This window comes from Actinoplanes sp. NPDC051513 (assembly GCF_044454685.1).
In the GTDB taxonomy this organism is placed as follows: domain Bacteria; phylum Actinomycetota; class Actinomycetes; order Mycobacteriales; family Micromonosporaceae; genus Actinoplanes.
Genome location: NZ_JBITDW010000039.1, coordinates 1 through 23,875, shown reverse-complemented (window position 1 = coordinate 23,875; position 23,875 = coordinate 1). Strand labels below are relative to the sequence as shown.

The following is a 23,875-nucleotide window of genomic DNA, read 5'->3' as shown; positions in this document are numbered from 1 at the left end:
GCCTCAGTAGGTGAAGGAGTATCCGGCCGACGAGACACCGCACGCCGAGACATACAACGTGTAGGTGCCGCGCGGCAGGCCGGAGGGCAGGGTGAAGTCGGCCGTCTGCGCCTCGCCCGGCCGGCTTGTGATCATCGAGCTGAAGTTGAAGCTGCGGGCGAAGTAGACGTGGCCGGCGCTGTCCTTCAGGTAGACGATCGGGTAGTTCTGCGGGTTCTGGTAGTCGTCCTCACCCAGGCTCACCTGGCCGCTGAGCTGCGTGCCGGACAGGTGATAGGTGCCGCTGCCGGTGATCGACGTGACCGTCGGCCGCCAGGCGTCCCGGGGGCCGCCGATCGGCGTGTAGACCCAGTTGCGGCTGCCCGCGGCGGCCAGGACCTGACCGTTCGGCAGATTGATGAAGTTGACCGGGGCGCCGCGGGCGTCGTTCGGCTTGCTGATGATCGCGATCGTGTTGGTCGCCGGGTCGAACTCGTTGACGTTCGCGCCGGACGCGGACCCGCACTCGTTGGTCAGCCAGCTGCACTGCACCGAATCGAAGATCACCTTGCCGTTGACCTCGGGCGTGGCATACACGTCGTCGGTGAACGAACCCTGCGGGATCGCCGGGCCCTGCTGCCACGAACCGGGGTCGCTCGGCCGCGCACCGGGCGTGTAGATGACCGAGGTGTTGTGCCCCATGGCGAGGATCCGCCCGTCATACATCAGCGTTACGGTCGAGGTGTCGACACTGCCGTTCGCGTACGAGGAGGGCGGGCGCGCCACGGTGTACCAGGCATTGGCGGCCGGGTCGAAGCGGTACGCGCCGCCGTTGCCGATCGAGACGATCGAGCCGTCCGGCAGCGGCACCCAGCCGTCCTCGGCGGCGGGCGCGGGCCGGTTCGGTCCCGCCGTCCACTTGCCGGTCTTCCCGTCGAAGATCTGGGTACGCGCCTGCCGCTGGTCGCTCGACACGATCCGGCCGTCCTTCAGGTGTGCCGTGCCGGTGTCCCAGAGGTTGCCGTAGAGACCGGACTGACCGAGGGTCCACGTGTTGGCCACCGGGTCGTACAACTGCACGCCGTTGTGGTCGTTCGACGAGCTCCCGGACGGCCACTGGTAGACGTACTCGCCGCCGGCCTGGTAGAAGCGGCCGTCTGGCAGGATCTGCTCCTGCGCGGCGCCGACCCCGTACGGGCTGGTCGCCAGCTGCTTCCAGGTGCCCTTGGTGTAATCGCCGAACTGGTCGGGCACGAGCTTGACCCACTGGTGCAGGTCGCTGCCGTTGGACAGGATGCTGCCGTCGGTGAGCAGCCACATGAACGTGCCGGCGCCGCCGTTGTACGGGTTCACCGGCACCGCGGTCCACGTGCCCGGGGTACCGGGGACGGCCGGCGGCGCGCTGGACGGGGGCGAACTGGTCGGCGGGGTCGTCGGCGGCGTGGTCGGCGGGGTGGCCGGCGGGGTGGTGGTCGGCGGGCTCGTCGCCGGCGGCGTGGTGGGCGTGACGGCGCCGGTGCAGGCGATGCCGTTGAGGGTGAAGGCCGTCGGCGCCGGATTGGACCCGGTCCAGGATCCGTTGAACCCGAAGCCGGCGCTGCCGTTGGTCGCGATCGTGCCGTTGTAGCCCACGTTGATGGCGGTGACCGCGGCGCCGCTCTGGCTGACCGTAGCGTTCCAGGCCTGGGTGACGGTCTGCCCGGCCGCGTACGACCACCGCAGCGTCCAGCCGTCGATCGGGTCGCCCAGGTTGGTGATGGTGACGGTGGCGCCGAACCCGCCGCTCCACTGCGAGCTGACCGCGTAGGTCACCTGGCAGCCGGCAGCGGCGGCATGGGCGACGACCGCGCTGGCCACCGCCAGCGCGACCGCCGTTGCGGTACTCGCCGAGACGAGCATCCGGCGGAATCCTTTCGGCATGGTCCTCTCCTTGCGGCTCGGTGGGGGCCGCGATGCCCATCGCATCGACAGTCATCACTGGTTCGCCAGCATGGCGGACGAAAACCTTTTCGGCAAGGGCTTACCTATCGAAAGGTTTGTCGATCGACGAGAGCTAAGTCCTGCTAGACAGGTCTCGCTGGACGTCGAAAACGTTTCGGACACCAGGGTCGTTGTGGAGGGCTCCGCCGGTCAGGACCAGCATGACGCCGGCAGCGGCGGCCGCGAGCAGCGTGCGGACCGGCCCGCGGCGCAGGACGAGGATGAGGACTGCGGCGCCGGCGAGGACGGCGTACTGCCAGGGCCGCCCGAGCGCCCGGGTGAGCGGGACGGCGGAGCCCAGGATCACGCCGACGGCGGCCGGTTCGGCGCCGTCGACGAAGACCCGCACGCGTCGGTCGTCCCGCAGCCGGTCGAAGCGCCGAGCGGGACGAATGCGAACAAGGTGGCTGAACGCGACGGCGGAGGCGAGCAGTCCCCCGCCGGGACCGGCGGCGGCGTAGCCGACCGCGCCCGCCACTTCAAGCGCGCCTCGGCCGGCGCGCACGAGGTGGTCGCGCGAGCCGGCCGAGGCTGTGTGGAGTGGGGCCTACGGGTTGACGGTGAGCAGGTGTGCCTTGAAGCCGGAGCCGTAGCTGTCGGTCGGGGTGCCGGTGTAGTCCTGGATCAGGACGTTGCCGCCGCTGCAGCCCCACGGGTTCCAGGTCCAGGCGAGGTACCCGACGTTGTGCGTGTCGGCCCACGTCATCACCTGGTCGATGAAGTCGTGCGCGCACGAGTTCTGGCCGATCTCACCGGCCACGACCGGCACCTGGGCGGCCACCGGGGCGATCTGGCTGTCCCAGCAGGACGTGTTGGAGCAGGAGTTGAAGTTGTAGACGTGCCAGGCCGCCACCAGATTGCCCGCGGCATCGGTCGGCTTGTACGTCAGCCACTGCGTCAGGTCGTTGGACCACGCGAGGCCGCCCAGCAGGAGGATGTTGGTGGCGCCGGTGCCGCGTACCGCGTCGACCAGGCTCTGCATGCCGGCCACCTGGTACGTGATGCCGCCGCAGGTCCCGCCGTCACGCCAGCACTTCCACTCGTTGGCCGCGCTGGCGTAGCCGTCGGCGTTGTCCGGCCACGGCTCGTTGAACAGGTCGAACAGGACCGCGTTGTTGCCCTTGAACGCGTTGGCCACGCTGGTCCAGAACTGTGGCGCGTACTGCGCGTCCGGCATGGGCTTCTGGCACGTCGCGTTGACGTCCGTGCAGTTGCCGTTGCCGCCGCCGCTGTAACTGCCGTACGTCCAGTGCAGGTCGATGATCGGATTGATTCCGTTGGCCACCAGCAGGGTGGCGTAGTCCTTGACCGCTTGCTGGTACGTGGCCCCGCTCGGCGTGCCGTTGGTGCCCAGCCAGCACTGCTCGTTGACCGGGATCCGGACGACGTGGATGTTCCACGTCTTCATGGCGTCCACCGAGGCCTGGTCGGGCTGCGCACCGTCGAAGACGCCCTTGCCCTGCACGCAGGCGAATTCTGCGCTGGCGCGGTTGACGCCCAGCAGACGGTAGGTCGTCCCGGCGGAGGTCACGATCTTGTTCCCGGAGACCTTCAGCGCGGGCGCCGAACCGCCCGCCGGCGGAGTCGTCGGGGCCGTCGTCGGGGGAGTCGTCGGCGCGGTGGTCGGCGGAGTCGTCGGGGCTGTGGTCGGGGGTGTGGTGGTCGAGCTGCCGGTGCAGGTGACGCCGTTGACTTTGAAGGACGCCGGGCTCGCGTTGTTGCTACCCCAGCTGCCGATGAACCCGAGCGAGACGGAACCGTTGGTGGCGACGCTGTTGTTCCAGCTCATGTTGACTGCGGTGACCGCCGAACCCGACTGGGACCAGGTGGCGTTCCAGCCTTGGGTGACCTTCTGGGCGGCGTCGGGGAAGGTGAACTCCAGCTTCCAGCTGGACAGCGGATCGCCGAGGTTGGTGAACGAGACACCGCCCTGAAATCCGCCCTGCCATTGGCTGACGACCGTATAGGTCGCCGTACAGCCGGTCGTCGCGGCCGATGCGGTGGACACGGCTACGACCGCGCCGGTGGTGAACAGGCCGGCTGCCGCCGCTGCCACGAGGGCAACGCGGTGTTTCATGAGAAGCCCCTTATGCTATTGACCCTCTTCGATGGGAGCGCTCCCAACATGGTCGGCGGCGTTCCTGGTTAAGTCAAGCCATTGTTTGCGGCGGTCGGCGGCGGGTCGGGTGTGGCGGTTGATCCCATCAAGGCGTGGGTGGACATGCCGATGGCGGACCGTCGGGCCATGCGCCTATCGACGAGGGTTGCTAATCAGGTATTCGATCTAGCTTGTTGAGCCCGCTATGTGCGGCCGTCGGGCCTCGCAAGAAGCGACGCAGCAGGGCCGCGAGCAGCCCTTCCGGCAGCGTCTGCAACGCGACGAACCCACGAGGGACTGGCGCCTAGGTGGTCAAGCGTTGGTCGGTGACGTTCTGCGCCACAAGGGCGGCGATGGCGCGGTCCCGGTCGGTCAGGGCCGTGCTCTGCCAGCCCGGGCCGCCGGCGGCCTCGAAGGCCTCCCGGGTGAAGACGGCACCAGCGCGCTCGGTCATGATCCGCTCGGCTTGCGCAGAGTCCACGGCGAAGTTGCGGGCGTAGACCTCCCGGCCGGCGGCGGCACGATCGCTCATCCCGTACGGGGAAAAGCTTGTCATGGTCTTCTCCTGGTTTTCAGAGGCACGATCCGCGGTCCTCGGCGTCGCCGATGATCGTGAAGAGCATGCGGCGGAGGGTCTGGACCTGGTCGTGCCCGAAGCTGTCGAGGACGGAGCTCTCGACGGCGGCGCAGGCGTCGGCCACCGTCGCGCACAGAGCCCGGCCGTCGTCGGTGATGACGGGGATGCGCAGGCGGCGGTCGTGGGGGGCGCTGTGGCGCACGACGAGGGCTCGGTGTTCGAGACGGTCCAGCTGGCTCATCAGGGTGGTCTTGTCCAGCCCCAGGGCTCTGCCGAGTTCGCCCTGGGTGAGGCCGGGCGTCTTGACGAGGGCGCTCAGCACGATGTAGTCGCGCAGCGTGAGTCCGTGTTTCTCGGCCACCTCGCCGGTCGCCGCGTGCATGCGCTGAGCCGCTCGGTGCAGGAGCCAGGTGATCTCGGAGTCGATGGTGGGGCTCGGGCCGGCGGCCTCGGGCGACGGTGCTGGCGGGCTTTGCATCGGCAAACCGTACGTCTTCAGTGGGACCGCGCCGCGGCTTCACGTGTCAGCAGCGGGATGTCGTCGTAGGAGCCGAGGTCATGGGCGGGGACGATCCGCATCAGCCCGTCCAGGGCGATCATGCGCAGGAGGTCCTGGCGCAGCCGGCCGGGATCGCTGTCGGCGAGCTTGCTCAGCAGCCACGGCCGTTCGACCCGTCGGCGGATGCCGTCGATCTGCCAGGTCAGGTCGCCGATGAAGGCGTACCGCGGGCCGGCCGGCAGGGTCACGAAGACGATCACGGAGCCGGTGGTGTGGCCGCCGGCGAGGACGATGACCACCGAGCCGTCGCCGTGCACGTCGTAGCTCGAGTCGAATCCGAGGTACGGCTGGTCGGCGAACCCGTACTCGTGGATCTCGCGGCCCTGGGACACCTGACGGAAGACCTTTCCGTCCGGGTCGGTGGCGGCGTACTGCCGCTCGTTCGCATTCATCCAGATCGGCGTGCCCCGCAGGCCGTCGAGGCCGCTCGTGTGGTCCCAGTGGGAGTGGGTCAGCAGCACGCCCAGCAGCCGGCCTCGGTCGTAGCCGGCGTCGTCGAGCTGCTCTCTCACGGTGCGGCCCACCTGGTAGGGGGCGCGCACGAACCGGGGAAGCAGCGCGACGTGGGCCGCGACGCCGGCGCCGAAGCCCGCGTCGATCAGCAGATCCCCTTCCGGGTGCCGGATCAGGACCGCGGACGCGGCGAAGTGGCGTTTGTCGCGGAACGACCCGCCCCGGACGGCGAGAGCGGCCCGGGTCTCGTACGTGCCGGTTGGCAGGTGGTAGATGGCCAGGTCCGCGGGTGGATGAGCGACCGGCAGGGGGTGGGTCCAGGCGGCGGGCTTGGGAAGCGATGACATGCAGAGATCGTATGAGCCGGGAACGTCTGGAGCAAGACTTTCTCGGGTAAGAATATCTGGCGGTTACCTCCCCAGCACCTCGGCGGCGCTGCGCGTGCAGGACCGCTCGGTGGTGCTGCGCGTGGTCAAGCTGCTGGGCCGCATCCTGGACGCTGAGGGCCGATCGGTGCGTACGGTGCCGCTGCTGGCCGGCGACGGCGCGGTCCCCGGCGGGGACTGACCCGGGCCGATGCCGCCGGCCGCGAGCCGGCCGGGCAGCGCCCGCGGCCGTCAGACGTCGCGCACGCGGAACGTCACGTGGCTGGCGACGGTGGCCGCGGCGGCGGCGACGGCCAGGATGAACAGGCCGAGTGCCGGAGCGATCATGCCGTCGGCCGGCACCGCCGCGTAGGCGGCCTGACCGGCCGTGATCGGCCAGTACTCGCCGAACCAGTCGCCGACGGCGCCGGGTAGGCCCGGGCCGAGCGCCGGCACCAGCAGAAGCGCCCCGACCAGCAACGCGAGGCTGCTGGTCGCCGACCGGACCAGCGCGCCGATGGCCACCCCGAGCAGGGCGACGAGGGTGAGGTACAGGGTGCCGCCGATCAGCGCGCGGGCGACTCCCTGGTCGCCGAGGCCGGCGGCGGGCAGGCCGGCTCCGTTCAGCATCAGTTGCACCACGCCGAAGCTGAGCATCGTGGTGGCCAGGCTGACCACGAGACCGATCGCGGCGACCACGGTGGCCTTGGCGGCGAGCAGCCGGGACCGGGACGGCACGAAGACGAGGCTGGTGCCGATCATGCCGGTGCCGAACTCGGGCGTGACGCTGAGCGCGCCCAGCATTCCGATGATCAACTGCGCGAAAAGGAAGCCCTTGAGGCTCTCGGCGGTCGGGTCCCAGCCGGCGGGCAGGTCGGAAGCCGACGTGCCGAGCAGGTCGGAGGCGCCAAGCACGCTGAGGGCGACGCCGGAGGCCACCGCGCTCAGGGCGGCGATCCAGGTGCTGCGGACGCTGCGGAGCTTGGTCCATTCGGAACGGAGAATGTTCATGCCGGGAGACCTTCGTACTCGGTGACGTCGTGGGTGAGGCGGAGGAACACGTCCTCCAGTGACTCGCGGACCCGTCCGAGCTCGTCGAGCGCGACCCCCTCGGCCGCGGCGATCCGGCCGACCGTGCCGGAGTCGGCGCCGGTGACCAGGAACGAGGCGTCCGGCTGGGTGGTGAAGGTGACGCCGGCCGCGCCCAGCGCCCGGGCGAGCCGGGCCGGGGACTGGGCTCGCACGGTGACGGCCTGGGTGGTGTTGGCCCGGACGAACTCGTCGAGGGAGGCCTCGGCGATGAGGCGGCCCTGCCCGACGACGATGAGGTTGTCGGCGGTGAGCTCCATCTCCGACATCAGGTGGCTGGAGAACAGGATGGTGCGGCCTTCCCGTGCGAGATCGCGCATGAGGGTGCGGATCCAGCGGATGCCTTCCGGGTCGAGGCCGTTGAGCGGTTCGTCGAGCACCAGCACGCCGGGGTCGCCGAGCAGCGCGGTGGCGATGCCGAGCCGCTGGTTCATGCCGAGCGAGAACTCCCCCGCCCGGCGGTCGGCGGCGCCGGAGAGCCCGACCAGTTCGAGCACCTCGTGGACGCGGCGCCGGTCGAGGCCCGCGGCCTGGGAGAAGGCGAGCAGGTGATGGAACGCGGCGCGGTGCGGGTGCACCGCCCGGGCGTCGAGCAGGGCGCCGATGGTGCGGGCCGGGTCGTCCAGGTCGGCGATGTCACGGCCGCCGATCGTGATGGTGCCGGACGTCGGGGTGGTCAGCCCGAAGAGCATGCGCATCGTCGTGCTCTTGCCGGCTCCGTTGGGCCCCAGGAACCCGGTGATCACCCCCGGTTCCGCAGTGAAGGACAGATCGTCGACCGCGACGGTGCCGCCGTACCTCTTGGTCAGTTTCTCGGCCCGGATGCCGACGGCCGATCTCGCGCTTGCTGATGACATACACCCCTCCTCGAAAACCACACTGTCCGGTGTAGTTTATCGACCCGCGGCAAGCGCGCCTGAGAGAATCAGAGGGACGGCACACCGATCGCCTCCGACCAGGCGCGGAACCGTCGTGCACACCGCACCTCCGGTGGGTCTGAGTGACGCGGGCGTATGCTGTCGGCCGTGCCGAGGGTTATCGCGGAGGTCCAGACCCCGGGGCGCCGCCGCCGGTCCGAGGGCAAGAAGACCGCGATCCTCGACGCGGCCGAGGCTCTGTTCATCACCGAGGGCTACGAGCGCGCGAGCGTGGACGCTATCGCCGCGCGCGCCCAGGTCTCCAAGCGGACCGTCTACGACCATTTCGGCGACAAGGAAACGATCTTCCTGCGGGTGCTCGAGCGGGTGAACGACGCGCTGGTCCGCACCATCCGCACGGCGATCGACGAGGAGCTGCCGCCGGGCCGCGACCTGCGCGACGCGTTGACCGCGTTCGGGCGTCGCATCGCCGATCAGACCTTCGCGTCCTCCGACTACCTGGCCTTCCGCCGACTGGAGTCGCAGCAGCGGTCCGTCCAGCTGCCCGAGGCGGCACGCGACCGTCCGGAGCGGATGCTCGAGGAGCGGTTCGCCGAGCTGGCGACCGAGGGGGCGATCCGGGCCCCCGATCCCGCCCTCGCGGCCCGGCACTTCACCGCCCTGACGATCAGCCTCGCGCTGAACGCGGTCACCGGCCGGCGGACCGGCACCCCACCGCCGGAGCTCGACGCGATCATCGCCGACGGGGTGGACGCGTTCCTGCGCGCCTACCGCTGATCGTCATCCGAATGCCGAGCGCGCGGCGGTGACCTCGAGCGCGGCTACCCCTTTTCGAGGCTGTTTGTATCCGACGTGAGCGGCTGTCAGCGGGGAGTATGCTCGGCCCAAGATCGACGTGATCCACTATGGACGCATTGGCCCGTTCCCAGTGTGAGGATTTGGACGTGACGGAGCACCCGGCCGGCGACGGCGACACGACCGCGGCAAAGCTGGAGACGAACATTCCGCAGACCGCCCGGATCTGGAATTACCTTCTCGGCGGCAAGGACAATTTCGAGGCCGACCGGGCCGTCGGCGACCAGATCACCGCGGCGATGCCCCATCTGGGGACGTACGCCCGGCTGTCCCGCAAATACCTCGCCCGGGCCGTGCGCTACCTCGCGGCTGAGGCCGGCATCCGGCAGTTCCTCGACATCGGCACAGGCCTGCCGACGGCCGACAACACGCACGAGGTGGCGCAGAGGGCCGCTCCCGACTCGCGCATCGTCTATGTCGACAACGACCCGCTCGTGCTGGCGCACGCGCGGGCCCTGCTGACCAGCAGCCCCGAGGGTGCCACAGCCTACGTCGACGCCGATCTCCGCGATCCCGAGTTGATCCTCGACGAGGCCGGCAAGACACTCGACCTCACCAAGCCGGTCGCGCTCATGCTCATGGGCATCCTCGGCCATGTCGAGAGTGACGAGGCGGCGAAGTCGATCGTCGACCGGCTGCTGGCGGGCCTTCCCTCGGGCAGCTATCTCGCGATGTACGACGGTGGCGACACCGAGGAGGCCGTGGTGGAGGCTGCGCGCATCTGGAACATCTCCGCCGAGCCGAAATACCACCTGCGCAGCCCCGAGCGGATCGCGGCGCTCTTCGACGGTCTGGAGATCATCGAGCCCGGCGTGGTCTCGGTGACCCGCTGGAAGCCGGACGAAGAGGCACTGGCCGCTCCCGACATCGCCCAGTTCGCCGCCGTCGGGCGGAAGGCGTAACCCCGATCCGATGCCGCCCGGAAGCGAGGGCGGCGGCTCGACCGTCCGCCGGATCCAGCTCGGCGCTCAGCTTCGTGCCCTGCGGCTGGCGAAGGGTCTGTCCCGGGAGCAGGCGGGATTTCCGATCCGTGCTTCCGAGTCCAAAATCAGCCGGATGGAGCTGGGCCGGGTCGGCTTCAAGGAACGTGACGTCGCCGACCTGGGATACGACATCGGACGACTTCCCCTCCTTCGCAACGCGAACCGATCACAAAGGCTCCGGGCGTACCACCGCTGACGCCGAGCTCTTCATTCCGGGCCGAATGCCACCACTGACCGCCGCCTGACCGATGTTCGGCAACCGCGTCGGGATCACCGTGCGGGCAACACCACCAGCGCGTCGCCGACCGGGCGCTCCCCGGTCGCGTCCGACGGCACGTTGATCACTGCGCCGTCAGCCACCATCGTGGTCGAGCCGCCGCCATCGAGGTTGATCGCGTTGCGCAGCCCGATCGCCCGTGCCACTGCGGCGGTCTCCGCGATGCCCAGCCCGACGCTCGAGGTGCTGCGGCCGTCCGCCGTGATCAGCACAGTGCGACCCTCGGCATCTACCCCGGCGAAGGTGCGCGGGTTCCGCTTGTGCACCCAGCCGTAGTAGAAGCTCGGATCGCCCGGACGCACCATCCCGTCGGCCCTCGGCGTGGCGTGCAGCCGGCCGTCGCGGACGAGCTCGGGGCCGCCGTTGACGATCGATGTCACCGGCGAGGTCGGCACCGGCCGGCCGCGCTGGTCGATCAGCGTTGCCCGGATCACCATTTTGCGGCCCGGATGGGCGACTGCCTGCAACGCGTCGACCTTCGCTCCGGTTGCCTGCACGGTCCGGCCGCCCGCGGGGATGGTTCCGCCACGGGCCGGGCGGATCTCGGTGACCCGGTCACTGCGGTCCAGTACGACCTCGGCTCCCGGACCGCTCGGCGTCCGCATGCCGTAGGCGGCGTCGAAGGCGATCAACTCGTCGGGATCGGTGCAGGTGTAGTCGTGTCGGGGTAGATCGGTGGGGAGATCGCCGAACCCTCCGCAGTTGCGGATCAGGCCCGGCACACGGTCGAGTCCGTCAAGCGGGAGGCCCGCCACCTCGCCACGCCAGCGCAGCCGAACGATCGAGGTGCGGCGGGCGTCCTCGCGCACCACCAGCGCCGGGCGGCCCGCGATCGGCTCGCTGACCAGCCGCCCGTAGTACGCTGCCACCCCGGCCGGGTCGCCGGGCGCACCGGCGGCTGGGTCGAGCACGAAGAAGCCGGCGTTGACGGCGGCGTCCGCGCCCTCCAGCGTGGCCAGCTGGCTGGTGGTCTCGCGCTGTTCGAGGTCTGGCCCGTACGTCGCGTCGAGGCGGCCGCTGAAGGTGCGGGGGTCGATGGTCAGAACGTCGATGTGCCATGGCCCGGTGGATCCGGCGACGTCGTCGGGTTCGCCGTCCCAACCGGTGTAGACGCTGGAACCGCTCAACCCCGTCGCGAGGACCTGCTGGCGGATCGCGTCGGCCGCCGCCTTCGTCGCGGTCTCACCGACCCGCAGCCGCCAGCCCAGGTCACCGGAGAAGTCCACGAGCGGCGGCGTACTCACCTTCTCCACCCGCGGATCGAGATCCGCTGCCCGGAGCCGGTCGGCAGCGGCCCGAGCCGACAGCTCGTCGCTTATCGCGGCCGGCGGCGTGTCCGGATCGGGTGATCCCGGACCCGCCGGCACCGCAACCTCGACCGTCCAGACGGCGCTCGGGTCGGTACGACCCCGTACGATCCGGGTCAGGGTGACGCCGGGCTGCAAGATCCGTGTCGTCCTCGTCTCCGCCAGCCCGGCCGGGCCGAGCGGAAGGGCAACGCCCAGCCCAACCACCGTACGGGGTGCCGGTGGCGCAGCCACCGCCGGCGGCGCGACCAGCGCCACGCCGGCCATTGCCAACAGAGTGAGGGGAACCGCCGTACGCCGAGTCATAACACTGTCCTAAGCCATCACGCCATCACCGGCAAGACGATCTTCCGAACGGTCGTCCGTCCGCCGACTCTGCGTCACCGCGCATCGATTCGCCGTCCGCCACGCCCGACCCACGCCCCGAGCTTCCCCCGGTTTGGCGGAGCTCCATCAAAGCGGGGAGGCTCACATCGTTTGGCTTTGCTGCTCAAGCCGATCAACCAGATCCCTTCGGAGATCGGCACTGAAGCTGTCTGTGCTGGTCGCGCTCGGTCTGAGATCTGTGGGCTTCTCGGCGCAACGATTCGCCGTCCCGATGGGGCACGATGACGAGTGCCGGCGTGGGAGGAGGAAGCCGTGTCCGTCCGCAAGTTCTTGTTGCTGCCGGGGCTGATTCGGGCCTCGGTCCGGTTGCGACGTCAGGGCGCCCGGGGCTGGGAACAGTTCTGGTCCGGCGTGCGGCGCACTGGTCCCGGTGGAGAGGTGCTCTGGGACGTCGCCGAGCGGACGGAGTTGGACTGGTGCCAGGCGCAGGCCGATCAGCATTTCGACCCGGCGCTGCCGGTCGTCGACCTCGGCTGCGGCAACGGCCGGTTCACCCGGTTGCTGGCCGCGAGGTTTCCGGTGGTGGTGGGGGTTGACATGTCGGCCAGCGCGATACGGCTGGCAGACATCGAATCCGCGGGGCAGCCACGCGTCTCGTATCGGGTCCTCGACGTGGCCGACCCGGACGCAATGCGGACCCTTGCCGACGAGATCGGACCTGTCAACGTCTTCATTCGGGGGGTACTGCACATCACCCCGCCGGACAAGCGGGTCAACATCGCCGAGGGAATCGCTGCGCTCGCCGGTGATTCGGGACGGGTGTTGCTGGTGGAAACCGCCTTCGAAGGCGACCCGTTGGCCTATCTGGAGTACGTCGGAGGCGGGCATGGGCGGATACCAGCCTTGGTGCGGCCGCTCGTGGGTGCCGGCATCCCGCCACCGAGACGGTTCGCCCGTCCCGAACTGGACCGTACCTTCCCGGCCGACTCGTGGCCCCGGCTGGACAGCGGCACGATCGAGATGGGCGTGATCGACCAGGACGGGCAACGTCCGTTCCTACCAATCCCCGGCTTCTTCGCCGTTCTGCGGCATGTCGCCGCCGGTGACAATGAGTCCGGAAACCCGCCCGGGCGTTGAGCAGTATTCGCCGATGTGCAACCTGACAGAGCGCGCCCGACAGGTACCCGTGGCATCCAGCCGTCACGTCGCCCCACGCCACCGCGCGTTCAACCCCCTGGGAGCCGGCGTGAATCCCCTACGCGGGCAGCGGCGTCCGAATCGCGGCAAATGAGTGATTCGATCGCGGAAGCGGCCAATTCACTGGTTGCGGCGGTCAGCTTCGTGCGCCGCGTCCGGGGTCAGTCGGCATTGCGCTGAAGCTGCCATGCGGTTTCCAGGGCGTCCTCGATGGCGCCGGGGTCACCGTTGGCGAGGTCAGCGACAACCATCATGTGCTTGCGGTAGCGGGTCGGCACGCTGAAGGTTTCGGGAAAATGGTGCAACACCGAGGCGCGGTAGTCGAAATCGGCGCGGATCACGAGATGGACATCGTTGAGCTGACGGGCGACGAGCCAGCCCCGGTACCGCCACTGTGCCAGCCCGTCCGCCGTGGTACGGCGCACACCTGCCAGCGCCTCGGCCAGTCCGGTCACGTCGTCGATCCGCACCACTTTCTCCTGTCTTTCTCGAACGCGCCCAGGCCGGCGACCCTGATGACGACGAACCAATAGTGTCTGACATAGCGTATCGATGCGATGGGATCGCTTTCAGCATGATCGAGTGCATTGTTCTCGGCATTTCCCGGCGTCCCGGGGGCAGCACAGGATACACAGAGCGTGACGCCCCTTCCGACCCCCGCGCGCAAGCAGCTCACCGAGGAGTTGCGGACCACCGAGCAGCTGGCGCAGTTGCTGGCACCGACTGTTGGCCGCAGTGGCCCGCACGTGGGCACAGGAACCGCCGACCGAAGCGGGGTTACGGTGGACATCAACAATCCGACGATGAGGCTGCAGATGATCAATGTCCAAGAGTTCGCGCGGCGGCTGAGTACTCTCGGAGCTGATGCGTTCACCAGCGACGACGTCGTGGACCTGGCAACCACGGCCGATGTTCGCATCAGCGCTGACCTCGAGATCGACGCCACTCTGGCGCAGCGTTTGCTCGACCAGATCTCGCCCACCCTGCCAGTCACCGGTGCCCAGATCACGGCGTCGCAATGGCCGCCACCCAAGTCTTCCCGTCCTGCAGCGCCTTCGGTGTCGTTCTCCAGCCCCGGCGCCGTCGACGGACCGGCTGATCAACCGACCCGACCCCGCAGTTCCGGGCCCGCGCGTAGCGGTCGGCGACCCGGCTCTCGACGAACTGGCAGGTGAAACTGCTGTCCCAGCATTTCGGCAGTTCGCGTTGCTTCGTTGCTTGGACGACTGGACAATGGCGGCGACGAGTGTGTCGCCCAGCGCTTGGTCGCCGACGGCGAACCCGTCCTCGACGTTCCCGCGAAGCTGTCCGCCCGGGCCCGGGTGTTCTCCACCGGCCAAGGCCGCAAGACCGACCCGGTCGACGCGCACACGTCGCCGTGGTCGCCCTGCGCACCCCGAGCCTGCGACAGGTCGACATGGATGACACCACGGTGGCGTTGCGGCTGCTGGTCGACCGTCGTGACCAGCTCGGCCACCTCCAGAGCCTTCATGGCGGTTCGGTCGTGCATGGGCCGCGGTCGGATCGCCGCGAGCCACATCCTGCGGCTGAGAGCGTAGCCGTACTTGGCATCAAGGCCGTTGGGGCAGCGCCGGCCGGAACAATGGGGAGTACGGTGAGGCTGCTGCTCAGGTCCCCGGTGGCGCAACCGTCCGCCACCGGCGCGGACGCACCCGACAATCTGGCGATCCCATGACCGAGCGCTCCCGTTGCGTCGTGTTCCTACCTGCGTCCTTGCTCGCATCCGGCGCGGATGGTGGCTGTACATCGCCGGAGGCCCTGACGTCGGGCACCGCCCGTCCCGTTCTCACCAGCAATCCGGAGGCTTGTGATGCGTTGGCAATGGATCAAGGCGGGTGTCCTGTCCGCGGTCCTGGTGGCCGTGGGCGCTGTGGCTCCAGCGTCCGCCACCAGTCCCGCCCCGGCCGGCGGCTCTGCGGCGCCGCCGAACCTGAATGAGGCGTTCACGCTGGTCGTGGGCTCTGTGCTGGCACCACCGAATGCGGTGCTCGGCGCCGACAACCGCCGGCACCTCGCGCACGAGCTGCAACTGCTCAACGTCGCACCGTTCCCGGTGACCCTCGCCCGGATCGACACGCTTGACGCCGACACCGGCGCGGTGCTGGCCACGGTCCGCGACGCCGCGCTGGCTGCGCTGGTCAGGCGCCCCGAGGGCGGCGAGTTCACCGGTACGCTCGGCGCCGGCCTCACCGGCCTGGCCGTGCTGGACGCCTCGCTACCGGCCCACTCGCCGCTTCCGCGCACCCTGGTGCACCGCCTCACCATCTCCTTCGATCCCGACTCCGTCCCACCCGGGTTCCCGGCGCCGGTGCCCTACCTCGCCGGACGGACGACGGTGTCACGGCATCAGCCGATCACCATCGCCCCGCCGCTGCGTGGTGCCGGCTGGGTGGCGGTCAACGGCTGCTGCGACTCGGCCACCGGCCATCGCGGCGGCATCATCCCCATCGACGGCAACCTGCGCGCCGTGGAGCGTTTCGCCATCGACTTCGTCCAGCTCGGCCCGGACCGCCGGCTGTTCGTCGGTCCACTGGAGAACCTCTCCAGCTTCCGGTACTTCGGCGCAGACGTGCGGTCCGTCGCCGACGGCACCGTCGTGCGTACCCACGACGGCGAGCCGGAGCAGACTCCGCCGAACGGACCCGCCGACTTCCCGACGCCGCAGAACGCCGGCGGCAACTGGCTCGTGGTCGACATCGGCGGCGGCCACTTCGCGTTCTACGCCCACCTGCAACCCCACAGCATCACCGCGAAGGTCGGAGACCGAGTCCACCGCGGGCAGGTACTCGGCCTGCTCGGCAACACCGGCAACTCCACCGGGCCGCATCTGCACTTCCACATCATGGACAGCCCGTCGTTCGACTCCGACGGCCTGCCGTTCCAGTTCGACACATTCGCCAGCCCGGGCACGGTGACCGACGAGAACATCCTGTTCGAGGGCGCCCCGACACCCATCAGTCCCGCACTGGCCGGGCCGCACCGACGGCAGCTCCCGCTCAACCTGCAGGTGATCAACTTAGGTTGATAACCGCCGGAACAACCCCGGTCAACGGCTGGATTTTGCGGGCCGACCGCTCTACCAGCCGTCCGCGAACCGGATAGCCGGCCCGAGCATCGGAACAGCAGGTCGGGCTGATCGGTCCGCACCGCCCAGGCAACCGGGCGACACCCCGCGAATCGAGGCCATCAGATCGAAGCCGTCGAGGACCTCGGCGGGTATCGCCTGGACGACCATTTTGGGAAGGTAAGGCCGGTCCGATCGGGCGCGCGTCGAGGTTCACATCTGCCACCCGGTTTTCGTTGCCGTCGGCCCACCATCATGGGCAAGAGGATCAACGTGCCTCCTTGGCGCCACGGGAGGTGCGCAGGTATGAGCGCCCAACATGCTGGCGGCCCAGGGAGCCCGGCCCCGCGGATCTGCGATGTGCGTGGCGGGATCGAGAGGCAGCAGCCTTCTACTTCCCGATGATTAGACGTAGGACTAATCGTGGCCCCGTCAGGCGACCGCGCACACGCTGTCGCCATGAGAATATTCGTCAAGGCACTGGTTGCGCTCGGCACGGGGCTGATGATGGCGGCCCCCGCGGCGTCAGCAGAGGCGGCGGCGGCCGGCGGGAACTCCGGCTGGGTGCCGACCCGGACGCCGTCGTTCACCTTGCCCGCCGGGGCTGCCTGCTCGTTCGAGCTCCACGGCGAGGTGGTCTACGACCACGAGCTCACCCGGGTCCTGAGGACGTTCCCCGACGGGAGCCCCGAGGTGCAGGAGTTCCAGGGCGCGCTCGGTGTCGTGTACACCAACGTCGAAAGCGGAGCGTCGGCCCGGCGCGACGGGTCCGGCACCCTGCGGGCGACCCGCGACGGAAACGGCGGCACCGAGTTCGTGTTCGAGGGCAATGGCATCGCGCCCATCTTCGCCGGCAGCTCGTCGCCGGGAATCTACGTCGTGTCGGGGCACATCGTGCTCGTCGCGCATCCGGACGGGTCGAGGGAGTTCACCGAGGTTCAGGGCACGGTTGAAAACATGTGCGAGACACTGGCCTGATGATCCGGTTGCGGCTCAGCTCGGCATTCCTGTCGCGGATGCGGTTCGCGTATTCGCCGCTGGCGGAAACTGCCAAGAGCCTGTACATGATCAACTCCGGCACCATCCACCCGTTGCATCGCGGCTGGTACGAGCGCGTCCGCCCGGACCTCGGCCGGGTCGACCGTGAGCTGCTCCGCGCGGTCGTCCCGCCCGGCGGACACGTCGCGGAGTTTCTGTTCGTCGGGGCTACAGCCACCACGACAACGATCGAACAGCAGCTCCAGCTCGTCGCGGACTGGCCGCTGGAGCAGTTTGTGGGCGAGTTGACGCAAGCCCGGCGCGGATTCAGCTCGTCGGCCGCCGCGCGCAGGCTCTTCGACCTTGGCGCGGACGGTCCGCCTCGGGTGGCCGACGCGCTCGAGCAGTACTGGCGGGTCGCCGTCGCGCCGTACTGGCCGCAGCTGCGCGCGGTCTTGGACGCCGATGTCGCCTATCGAGTCGGCAAGTTCGCCCGCGGCGGCATCGAAGAGGTGATGCAGGACCTACACCCGTCGATCGAGCTGACCGAGAACGCGATCCGGATCGCCAGCATGGCCGAGGACGACGTCGACGGCGGCAGCCTGACGCTGGTGCCGTGCGTGTTCATCTGGCCGCACCTCTGGGTGGAGCTCGGCCTGGCCGGTGAGCCCAGCCTGACATACGGCGCGCGTGGCGTCGGTGCGCTGTGGCAGGACAACGATGGCGCGACCGAGGAGGACGCACTTGGCGCGCTGCTCGGCCGGACCCGCGCCGAGATCCTGGTCAGCCTCTCGCTGCCGCGGTCGACCACCGATTTGGCCCGCTCACTTGATCTGACCCCGGCTACCGTCAGCGCGCACCTGGCGATCTTGCGTCGCTGCCGCCTGGTCACCTGCTGGCGCAGCGGGCGGCGGATGCTCTACCAGCGCACTGCGGTGGGATCCACGATCGTTGCCGCGGGCGGCTACGACAACGCCGGCGGCGACGATCGTCGTACACAGACTGCGGACGTTTCGCACGAGGCCAAGTAGCCCGGCGCCGACGACTCCACTGTGGGCCTTCGACTGGACCGGACAACCATTGAGGAAGCGGTCTTCAGACCTTGCGAGGGGGCGCATACAGCGTGGCCCGTACACAACCGCCATTGCAGGCGCCAGAGTCCGTCACACTGATCGACTGGCTGGAGTACCACCGGCAAACACTGCTCTGGAAATGCCAAGGGTTATCCGATGACGAGCTGCGTTCCGCGCCCGTCCCCGCATCGAATCTGTCTCTCATCGGACTGATACGACACATGACAGACGTCGAGGGTGTCTGGTTTCGAGATTTTGTCGGCGAAGTGCCCGAACACAGCTACCGAACCCAAGATCGTCCGGACGCCTCCTTCGAGGACGCGGATTCCGCCGACATATCGTCCGCATTCGCGCATTGGCAGGCTGAGTGTGCCAGATCTCGAGAAGTCGTTGCGGCTGCGCCGTCCCTCGACGCCACGTCGGGCCATGACAACTTCTCACTTCGCTGGATCATCACGTTCGTCATTCAGGAGTATGCGCGGCACAACGGTCACGCAGACCTGATCCGACAGTCCATCGACGGCGCCACTGGCGTGTAGGTCACGTCCGCGACCCGGGAGCGGGACAACCGGAAAACGGAAATTGTCACCCACGGGACAACCAATGCTTCGACACGACGCCGAAGGCGTCGAGCCACGCCGTGTCTTCGGCGACTTCAATTCCGGGCATCCTCGCGCCAACCTGGGTTCAAGTTCGATGCTGGTGCGCATGAATGTGGATGCCTACCTCGAGCGAATCGGCGCGAACCGGTCGACCGGCCTGGGCGACCTGCACCCACCGGGCGAGCCGGGCGAGACTGCCGCGATCCGCGAGCACAACCGCCTGGTCGCCGAGGACGACCGGTACGTCGGCAGCATCGTCCCGATCCGCGACGGCGTGATGGCGGCACTGCGGGTCGCCTGATTCCCGGCCGGGTCGGGAACCAGGCCCCGCCCGCCCCGCCGGCGTGCCCCGCTGAGGTCGTCGATCGTCGGTCCACGCTCGGGCCGCCAATTTGGGGCCGCCACGGCGAGATGTCGATGAGCTCGGTGAGCACCGACGCCGAGGTCACCGACGTCACCGCCTCCTGGACCCACTCCCGCACCGACCTCGTAGGACGCCGTGCCACGCGGTGTTGCTGCTGGAGGGCCAGCCGCCGTAGATGACCCCTTGCGGGAGCTGGAACCGCTTGTCGCGACCGGCCCGGTCCAGTAGATCTGCGGTTCCAGCACCGCTTCAGCGCCGTTTCAGTCCACCCGCGCACCATGCGAGGGCTTCACTACCAAAGCCCACGCGGAAACGGGGAAGGTTTCCATGAAATGGCGAAAAGTGCTGGCCGGACTGGCGAGCGTGGTGACCGCCGCGCTCGTGGTGCAGACGGTGACGGCCGGCCCGGCGCTGGCGGACAAGGACGGGTCGTCGACGTCGCTGAGCTTGCAGAGCGGCACCGCGTTCGCGGGGGCCTTGGACCGGGATGTGATGACGGTCGGCGTCTCGGCCGGGAACCCCACTGGCAGCTTCGGAGTCGTGGGCGGCGGGAAGTCGCTGTGCTTCGGCTTCATCAGCGGCGTGGCGACCTGCACGATGACGGCCCGCGCGCTGGCGACCGGCACCTACACCCTCAGGGCCAACTACGACGGGAACGAGGACACGTTCCCGTCCACCTCCGGTCCGGTGACGCTCACCGTGCTCCTGCAGCCGAGCACCACGAGCATGCAGATCTCGGATCCCTTCGGGTCTACGGTGTCCGGCGATCCCCGGCTGGTCTTCGGCCAGGAACAGGGCTATTCGTTCAACGCTGTCGCCCAGGGCACCGTTGAGGGCACTCCGGGTGGTTCTATGACCATCACGGACACGACGTCCTCGGGAACGTCCACCCTGTGCAGCGGCATGCTGAACAGCCTCGGGGAACTCGCCTCGTGCTCCCTGGGGGCGAGCACGCTGCCGGTCGGCACCAACGAGATCACCGCGACGTACTTCAGCGACGGCGTCTACGCCGGCTCCGCCACGAGCCGGACGGTCACCGTGGTGCCCGTGCAGTCGACGACGACCACGCTGACGCTGTCGAGCCCGTCGGTGCCGTTCGCGAGCGAGCAGACCGAGGTCCTCACCGCCCGCGTCACGAACGCCGGGGGCGGCACGCCGACCGGGACCGTCACGATCAGCACCGGGTCGACGCCGATCTGCGGGTTCACCCTGAGCGGGGGCACGGGCCACTGCAGCCCGTCCGCCAGCCTGCTGCGGCCGGGTAGCTACCCGCTCACCGCCACCTACAACGGCGACGTCACCGACACGCCGTCCTCGGACACCTCGCAGACCCTGGTCGTGGCCAAGGAGCCGACCACCACCGTCCTGACCGAGTCGGCGGACGTCATCGCGTTCGGCAGCGAGGACGCCGAGCTGTTCACCGTCGAGGTCGTCCCGGCCGTGAGTGGGACCCCGACCGGGAACGTCACCGTCAAGAACGGCAGGGTGGCGGTGTGCACGATCGTCCTGGCCGCCGGCAACGGCTGCTTCCTGAAGCCCACTCAGCTCAAGGTGGGCGACTACCAGATCACCGCCACCTATAACGGCGACAGCACCTTTGCCGCCTCCACCTCGCCGGCGCAGCCGCTCACGGTGGTCGAGGCGCTGAAACGAAAGAACGCGGACCGGTAACACGTACACGAACTCAGGCCCGGGCCGACACGGCCCGGGCCTGACCTTGTGCTTCAGCCTCCGCCGACCCCCTGGGCACCGACGCACTCCAGGGCAGGGAATCCAGGCGGTCATGTTCCGGAGGCCATATAGGCGGCGAGGATGTAGTTGGGGTGCAACCACGAGCCCATGCCGTGCCCGTCGCCTCAGGTCCCGTGGGCGGTCAGCGTCGTCGTCACCGCGTAGGCGCCGGGCGTACCCCCGGGTCGGCATTCGCATCAGGGGTCATACGTATTGATTCATGTCTCTTGACTCGCGGCCCTCGGCTGGCTACGTTCGGGAAAACGTTTTCCGAGCTGCCGTCCCTGCTAACGGTCCACTGAATGATCGAAGCCGTTGCCGTTTTCCCGAGTGCCACCGTGCCCGGGAGCGGCGGGACGCTCCGCTGTCACCGTGCTGTCCGGATCGCCTTGCCCTGGCATCTCGTGACGACCGCTCCCGTGAGAAGAGGAAGAGCAACATGATTCGAACCTTCTCGGCGCTGAAACAGCGACGAGGACGCCGGGCCGCGGCCGTCGCTTCGGTGTCGGCGCTGGCCCTCGGGCTGGTTTCGGCCGGCTTCGTGCTGAGCCCGGCGGCCGCCGCGGCCGCCTCCAACACCCTGGTAGTCAACGCGGGCCAGACCCTGCGGCCGGTGACGCATGTCGCGACCGGCAGCCTGTACGGCCTGGCCAACGCGACACAGCCGACCCTCGCCCTCGCCCAGGCGATCAAGCCGAACACCTTCGTGCAGATGCCCGCAGGCGGCAAGCAGCAGCCCACCGGCGACATCTCGGTGGTGGCGCCGACCGCCGTCAGCGCCGGCGCGAAGCTGGTCAACCGGCTGTCGGACTACTACGCGGGCTGGCCCTATCAGTTCAGCTGGAACACGTGGACGCCGTTCATCACTTCGCAGATCAACACGATGAAGTCGTCGTCGTACTACAACAGCATCTCCGCGTACGAGCTGTGGAACGAGTCGGACAACACCTGGAAGTCCGCCAACGGCACCTACGAGAACTTCTGGACCACGACCTTCCGCCAGGTCCGCTCGCTCGACGCCACCAAACCCATTCAGGGCCCGAGCTTCTCGGACAACATCAGCGACATGGAGAACTTCCTCCGCAACGCGGTCGCCACCAACACTGTGCCGGACGTCCTGGCATGGCACGAGCTCTCGAGCTCCTCGAAGATCGCCAGCGACGTGGCGAAGGTTCAGGCGCTCGAGGACCAGCTCGGCATCAGCCGCCGGCCGATCGCGATCGAGGAATACGCGGCACCCAGCGAGGTCGGCCTGCCCGGCCCGCTCGTAGGCTACATCTCGAAGTTCGAGCGTCTCGGCATCCGCGACGCCGAGCTGGCCTTCTGGAACCAGTCCGGCACCCTGGGCGACCTGCTGACCGCCCGGGGCGGCAGCCCGAACGCCGCGTACTGGCTCTACACCTGGTACGCGGCCATGAGCGGCAACATGGTCGTGACGAACCCTCCCGCGCAGACCGGCATCGACGGGTTCGCCGCGGTACCGGCCGCTCGCAACGAGGTCAGCATCATGACCGGCAACTGCAACGGATCATGCGCTGTCACGGTCAACGGGCTCAATGCGCTCAGCCTCGGCGGCACCGTGAACGTCAAGGTCGAGCAAACCACCTCGCAGGGCCGCACGGTCGCCTCGGCCGGCCCGACCACGATCGCGAACTCGACCTACACCCCGTCGGGCGGGTCTATCTCCGTCCCGATCACGATGGCGGCCAACAACGCCTACCGGATCACCATCACGCCCGGCTCGGGCGGCCCGACCACCAGTCCGCCGACGAGCCCGACCACCGGCCCGACCACTTCCAGCACGCCGCCGTCCGGCTCCGGCTGCAGCGCGTCGGTCACGCTGAACCAGTGGAACGGTGGGTTCGTGGCAACCGCACGGGTGACCGCGGGTTCGGCCCCCCTGACCGGCTGGACGACCGGAGTCACGCTGCCGTCCGGCGCCGCGGTCACCAGCACCTGGAACGCGACCGCCAGCGGTAGCGCGGGCGCCGTGAGCTTCACCAACGTCGGCTACAACGGCACCGTCCCGGCCGGTGGCTACACCGAATTCGGGTTCCAGGGCACAGGGACCGGCCCATCGGGCACCCCGACCTGTACCGCTCGATAGCGCGCCGGAGGGACCGCCGCCCGCGGCGGTCCCTCCGGCGCTACGCGATGCCGCAGCTCGAGGGCGTTCTCCAGGGCGCCGCGCTGGTGCTGGACGACGCCACCCCAGCGTCGCCAGGCCGGGCCGAGAGCGACCCGGGTCTCGGCCAGCTCGTGTTCGGACCGGATCGACGAGATCGTGGCGCCGGGGCCAACCTCTGCAACCGCAACGCCCTGGCGCCGCCGCGATCGCTGACCGAGGTCGCACGGCGTCGTCGCCCGCCGCCCGAACGCGCCACCGCCTGACGCGCCGGCCCGGCCGGCCGTATTCCTGAGCGGACGGCCGACGGTCAGGGGCTGGTGCAGGAGATGTTGCCGGGCGCCGCGTCACTGCTTCCGTTGACCAGGAAGCCGAACGTGGTCGAGGCGTTCGCGCCGACGGAGCCGTTGTAGGCGGCGTTGCGGACGCTGATCGTGCCGCTGGTGCCGGTGTTGGTGCCGTTCCAGACGTTGGCGATGGTCTGCCCGCCGGCCAGCGTGAGCTGGACGGTCCAGCCGTTGAGGGTGGCGGCGCCGTTGTTGGCCACGGTGACCTCACCCTGGTAGCCGCCACCCCAGGTGCTGACCATGCGGTACGTCGCGGTGCAGGTGCCCGGCTGCCCGGTGACCGGCGGCGTGCTCGGCGGGGTGCTGGTCGGCGTGCTCGGCGGCGTGCTGACCGGGGTGCTCGGCGGCGTGCTCGTCCCCGGCACCGTGGTGGACGCGGCGTTGAGGGCGTTGAGCACCGAGGTGTACGCGGCCTTGGGGTTGCTGTTGCGATCGAACAGCAGCGGGTTCTCGCTGCCGCGCCAGGAGTCGCTGTCCCGGATGCCCCACGTCGTGATGCCGATGCAGCGCGGGACGTTCATGCACGCCTGGGTCAGCCCGGCGTACTGGCTGGTCGAGGCGTTGGTGACGTCGGCCTCGGTCAGGGCCACGTCCACGCCCAGGGCGGCAAAGCTCGACAGGGTGGTCTGGAAGTTGCTGGGCAGCG

The 23,875-nt window shown here is 69.2% G+C and carries 24 protein-coding genes and 1 pseudogene; 14 read left to right on the top strand and 11 right to left on the bottom strand.

Annotated elements, in window-relative coordinates:
* Positions 1-3 precede the first annotated feature (3 nt).
* The 6 genes from ACIA5D_RS49350 to ACIA5D_RS49325 all read right to left on the bottom strand — a co-directional run bounded on the left by ACIA5D_RS49350 (position 4) and on the right by ACIA5D_RS49325 (position 5,993).
* Positions 4-1,899, bottom strand: a complete 1,896-nt coding sequence (locus tag ACIA5D_RS49350; protein ID WP_396037678.1) for a cellulose binding domain-containing protein — start codon at positions 1,897-1,899, stop codon at positions 4-6.
* Between the two features lie 133 nt (positions 1,900-2,032).
* Positions 2,033-2,437, bottom strand: coding sequence for a chromate transporter (locus ACIA5D_RS49345; RefSeq protein ID WP_396037677.1), 405 nt, complete (start codon positions 2,435-2,437; stop codon positions 2,033-2,035).
* A gap of 69 nt (positions 2,438-2,506) precedes the next feature.
* Positions 2,507-4,036: a cellulase family glycosylhydrolase gene (locus ACIA5D_RS49340; protein ID WP_396037676.1), complete on the bottom strand. Its 1,530-nt coding sequence runs from the start codon at positions 4,034-4,036 to the stop codon at positions 2,507-2,509.
* A gap of 325 nt (positions 4,037-4,361) precedes the next feature.
* On the bottom strand, positions 4,362-4,613 hold the full coding sequence (locus ACIA5D_RS49335) for a hypothetical protein (RefSeq protein WP_396037675.1): 252 nt from the start codon (positions 4,611-4,613) through the stop codon (positions 4,362-4,364).
* A gap of 16 nt (positions 4,614-4,629) precedes the next feature.
* Positions 4,630-5,112: a MarR family winged helix-turn-helix transcriptional regulator gene (locus ACIA5D_RS49330; protein WP_396037674.1), complete on the bottom strand. Its 483-nt coding sequence runs from the start codon at positions 5,110-5,112 to the stop codon at positions 4,630-4,632.
* Positions 5,113-5,129: 17 nt separating this feature from the next.
* Positions 5,130-5,993 (bottom strand): MBL fold metallo-hydrolase, encoded by an 864-nt coding sequence (locus ACIA5D_RS49325; RefSeq protein ID WP_396037673.1) that lies wholly within the window; start codon positions 5,991-5,993, stop codon positions 5,130-5,132.
* A 94-nt stretch (positions 5,994-6,087) separates the two neighbouring features.
* On the opposite strand from ACIA5D_RS49325, the gene ACIA5D_RS49320 reads away from it, so the two are divergent.
* On the top strand, positions 6,088-6,213 hold the full coding sequence (locus ACIA5D_RS49320; RefSeq protein ID WP_396037672.1) for a hypothetical protein: 126 nt from the start codon (positions 6,088-6,090) through the stop codon (positions 6,211-6,213).
* A 50-nt stretch (positions 6,214-6,263) separates the two neighbouring features.
* Here ACIA5D_RS49320 and ACIA5D_RS49315 read toward each other — a convergent pair whose 3' ends face one another.
* Both ACIA5D_RS49315 and ACIA5D_RS49310 read right to left on the bottom strand, forming a co-directional pair.
* A complete protein-coding gene (locus ACIA5D_RS49315) occupies positions 6,264-7,022 on the bottom strand; it encodes an ABC transporter permease (protein ID WP_396037671.1) in 759 nt (252 codons plus the stop codon).
* Positions 7,019-7,957 carry an ABC transporter ATP-binding protein gene (locus tag ACIA5D_RS49310; RefSeq protein WP_396037670.1) on the bottom strand — a complete coding sequence of 313 codons (939 nt, stop codon included), beginning with the start codon at positions 7,955-7,957 and terminating at the stop codon, positions 7,019-7,021. Before ACIA5D_RS49310 ends, ACIA5D_RS49315 begins: the two co-directional genes overlap by 4 nt.
* A 168-nt stretch (positions 7,958-8,125) precedes the next feature.
* Here ACIA5D_RS49310 and ACIA5D_RS49305 point away from each other — a divergent pair, with 168 nt between their 5' ends.
* The 3 genes and pseudogenes from ACIA5D_RS49305 to ACIA5D_RS49295 form a co-directional block, all read left to right on the top strand.
* A complete protein-coding gene (locus ACIA5D_RS49305; protein WP_396037669.1) occupies positions 8,126-8,755 on the top strand; it encodes a TetR/AcrR family transcriptional regulator in 630 nt (209 codons plus the stop codon).
* 167 nt (positions 8,756-8,922) lie between these two features.
* On the top strand, positions 8,923-9,735 hold the full coding sequence (locus tag ACIA5D_RS49300) for an SAM-dependent methyltransferase (protein ID WP_396037668.1): 813 nt from the start codon (positions 8,923-8,925) through the stop codon (positions 9,733-9,735).
* Positions 9,736-9,745: 10 nt separating this feature from the next.
* Positions 9,746-9,937: pseudogene (locus tag ACIA5D_RS49295) on the top strand (helix-turn-helix domain-containing protein); the annotation flags it as partial.
* A gap of 149 nt (positions 9,938-10,086) precedes the next feature.
* Here the strand turns inward: ACIA5D_RS49295 and ACIA5D_RS49290 are convergent.
* Positions 10,087-11,667 carry a phosphodiester glycosidase family protein gene (locus ACIA5D_RS49290; protein WP_396037667.1) on the bottom strand — a complete coding sequence of 527 codons (1,581 nt, stop codon included), beginning with the start codon at positions 11,665-11,667 and terminating at the stop codon, positions 10,087-10,089.
* Between the two features lie 348 nt (positions 11,668-12,015).
* Between ACIA5D_RS49290 and ACIA5D_RS49285 the strand changes: the two genes are divergently transcribed.
* Complete coding sequence (locus ACIA5D_RS49285; RefSeq protein ID WP_396037666.1) at positions 12,016-12,864, top strand: class I SAM-dependent methyltransferase; 849 nt, start codon at positions 12,016-12,018, stop codon at positions 12,862-12,864.
* 221 nt (positions 12,865-13,085) lie between these two features.
* Here ACIA5D_RS49285 and ACIA5D_RS49280 read toward each other — a convergent pair whose 3' ends face one another.
* Positions 13,086-13,394, bottom strand: a complete 309-nt coding sequence (locus ACIA5D_RS49280) for a hypothetical protein (RefSeq protein WP_396037665.1) — start codon at positions 13,392-13,394, stop codon at positions 13,086-13,088.
* Between the two features lie 168 nt (positions 13,395-13,562).
* Between ACIA5D_RS49280 and ACIA5D_RS49275 the strand changes: the two genes are divergently transcribed.
* The 9 genes from ACIA5D_RS49275 to ACIA5D_RS49235 all read left to right on the top strand — a co-directional run bounded on the left by ACIA5D_RS49275 (position 13,563) and on the right by ACIA5D_RS49235 (position 23,148).
* The gene (locus ACIA5D_RS49275; protein WP_396037664.1) at positions 13,563-14,099 is read left to right on the top strand and encodes a hypothetical protein; all 537 of its coding nucleotides are present in this window, start codon (positions 13,563-13,565) and stop codon (positions 14,097-14,099) included.
* A gap of 656 nt (positions 14,100-14,755) precedes the next feature.
* A complete protein-coding gene (locus ACIA5D_RS49270) occupies positions 14,756-15,970 on the top strand; it encodes a M23 family metallopeptidase (protein WP_396037663.1) in 1,215 nt (404 codons plus the stop codon).
* Positions 15,971-16,468: 498 nt separating this feature from the next.
* The gene (locus ACIA5D_RS49265; RefSeq protein WP_396037662.1) at positions 16,469-16,987 is read left to right on the top strand and encodes a hypothetical protein; all 519 of its coding nucleotides are present in this window, start codon (positions 16,469-16,471) and stop codon (positions 16,985-16,987) included.
* Complete coding sequence (locus ACIA5D_RS49260; protein WP_396037661.1) at positions 16,987-18,018, top strand: DUF5937 family protein; 1,032 nt, start codon at positions 16,987-16,989, stop codon at positions 18,016-18,018. Before ACIA5D_RS49265 ends, ACIA5D_RS49260 begins: the two co-directional genes overlap by 1 nt.
* Before the next feature lie 92 nt (positions 18,019-18,110).
* Complete coding sequence (locus ACIA5D_RS49255; RefSeq protein WP_396037660.1) at positions 18,111-18,599, top strand: DinB family protein; 489 nt, start codon at positions 18,111-18,113, stop codon at positions 18,597-18,599.
* A 169-nt stretch (positions 18,600-18,768) separates the two neighbouring features.
* Positions 18,769-18,963 carry a hypothetical protein gene (locus ACIA5D_RS49250; RefSeq protein WP_396037659.1) on the top strand — a complete coding sequence of 65 codons (195 nt, stop codon included), beginning with the start codon at positions 18,769-18,771 and terminating at the stop codon, positions 18,961-18,963.
* A gap of 390 nt (positions 18,964-19,353) precedes the next feature.
* On the top strand, positions 19,354-20,697 hold the full coding sequence (locus ACIA5D_RS49245) for an Ig-like domain-containing protein (protein WP_396037658.1): 1,344 nt from the start codon (positions 19,354-19,356) through the stop codon (positions 20,695-20,697).
* Positions 20,698-21,196: 499 nt separating this feature from the next.
* Positions 21,197-22,864 carry a cellulose binding domain-containing protein gene (locus ACIA5D_RS49240; protein WP_396037657.1) on the top strand — a complete coding sequence of 556 codons (1,668 nt, stop codon included), beginning with the start codon at positions 21,197-21,199 and terminating at the stop codon, positions 22,862-22,864.
* 47 nt (positions 22,865-22,911) lie between these two features.
* A complete protein-coding gene (locus tag ACIA5D_RS49235) occupies positions 22,912-23,148 on the top strand; it encodes a hypothetical protein (protein ID WP_396037656.1) in 237 nt (78 codons plus the stop codon).
* Positions 23,149-23,192: 44 nt separating this feature from the next.
* Here the strand turns inward: ACIA5D_RS49235 and ACIA5D_RS49230 are convergent.
* Positions 23,193-23,875 (bottom strand): endo-1,4-beta-xylanase (locus ACIA5D_RS49230; RefSeq protein WP_396037655.1); only part of this gene is annotated, 683 nt, incomplete at its 5' end.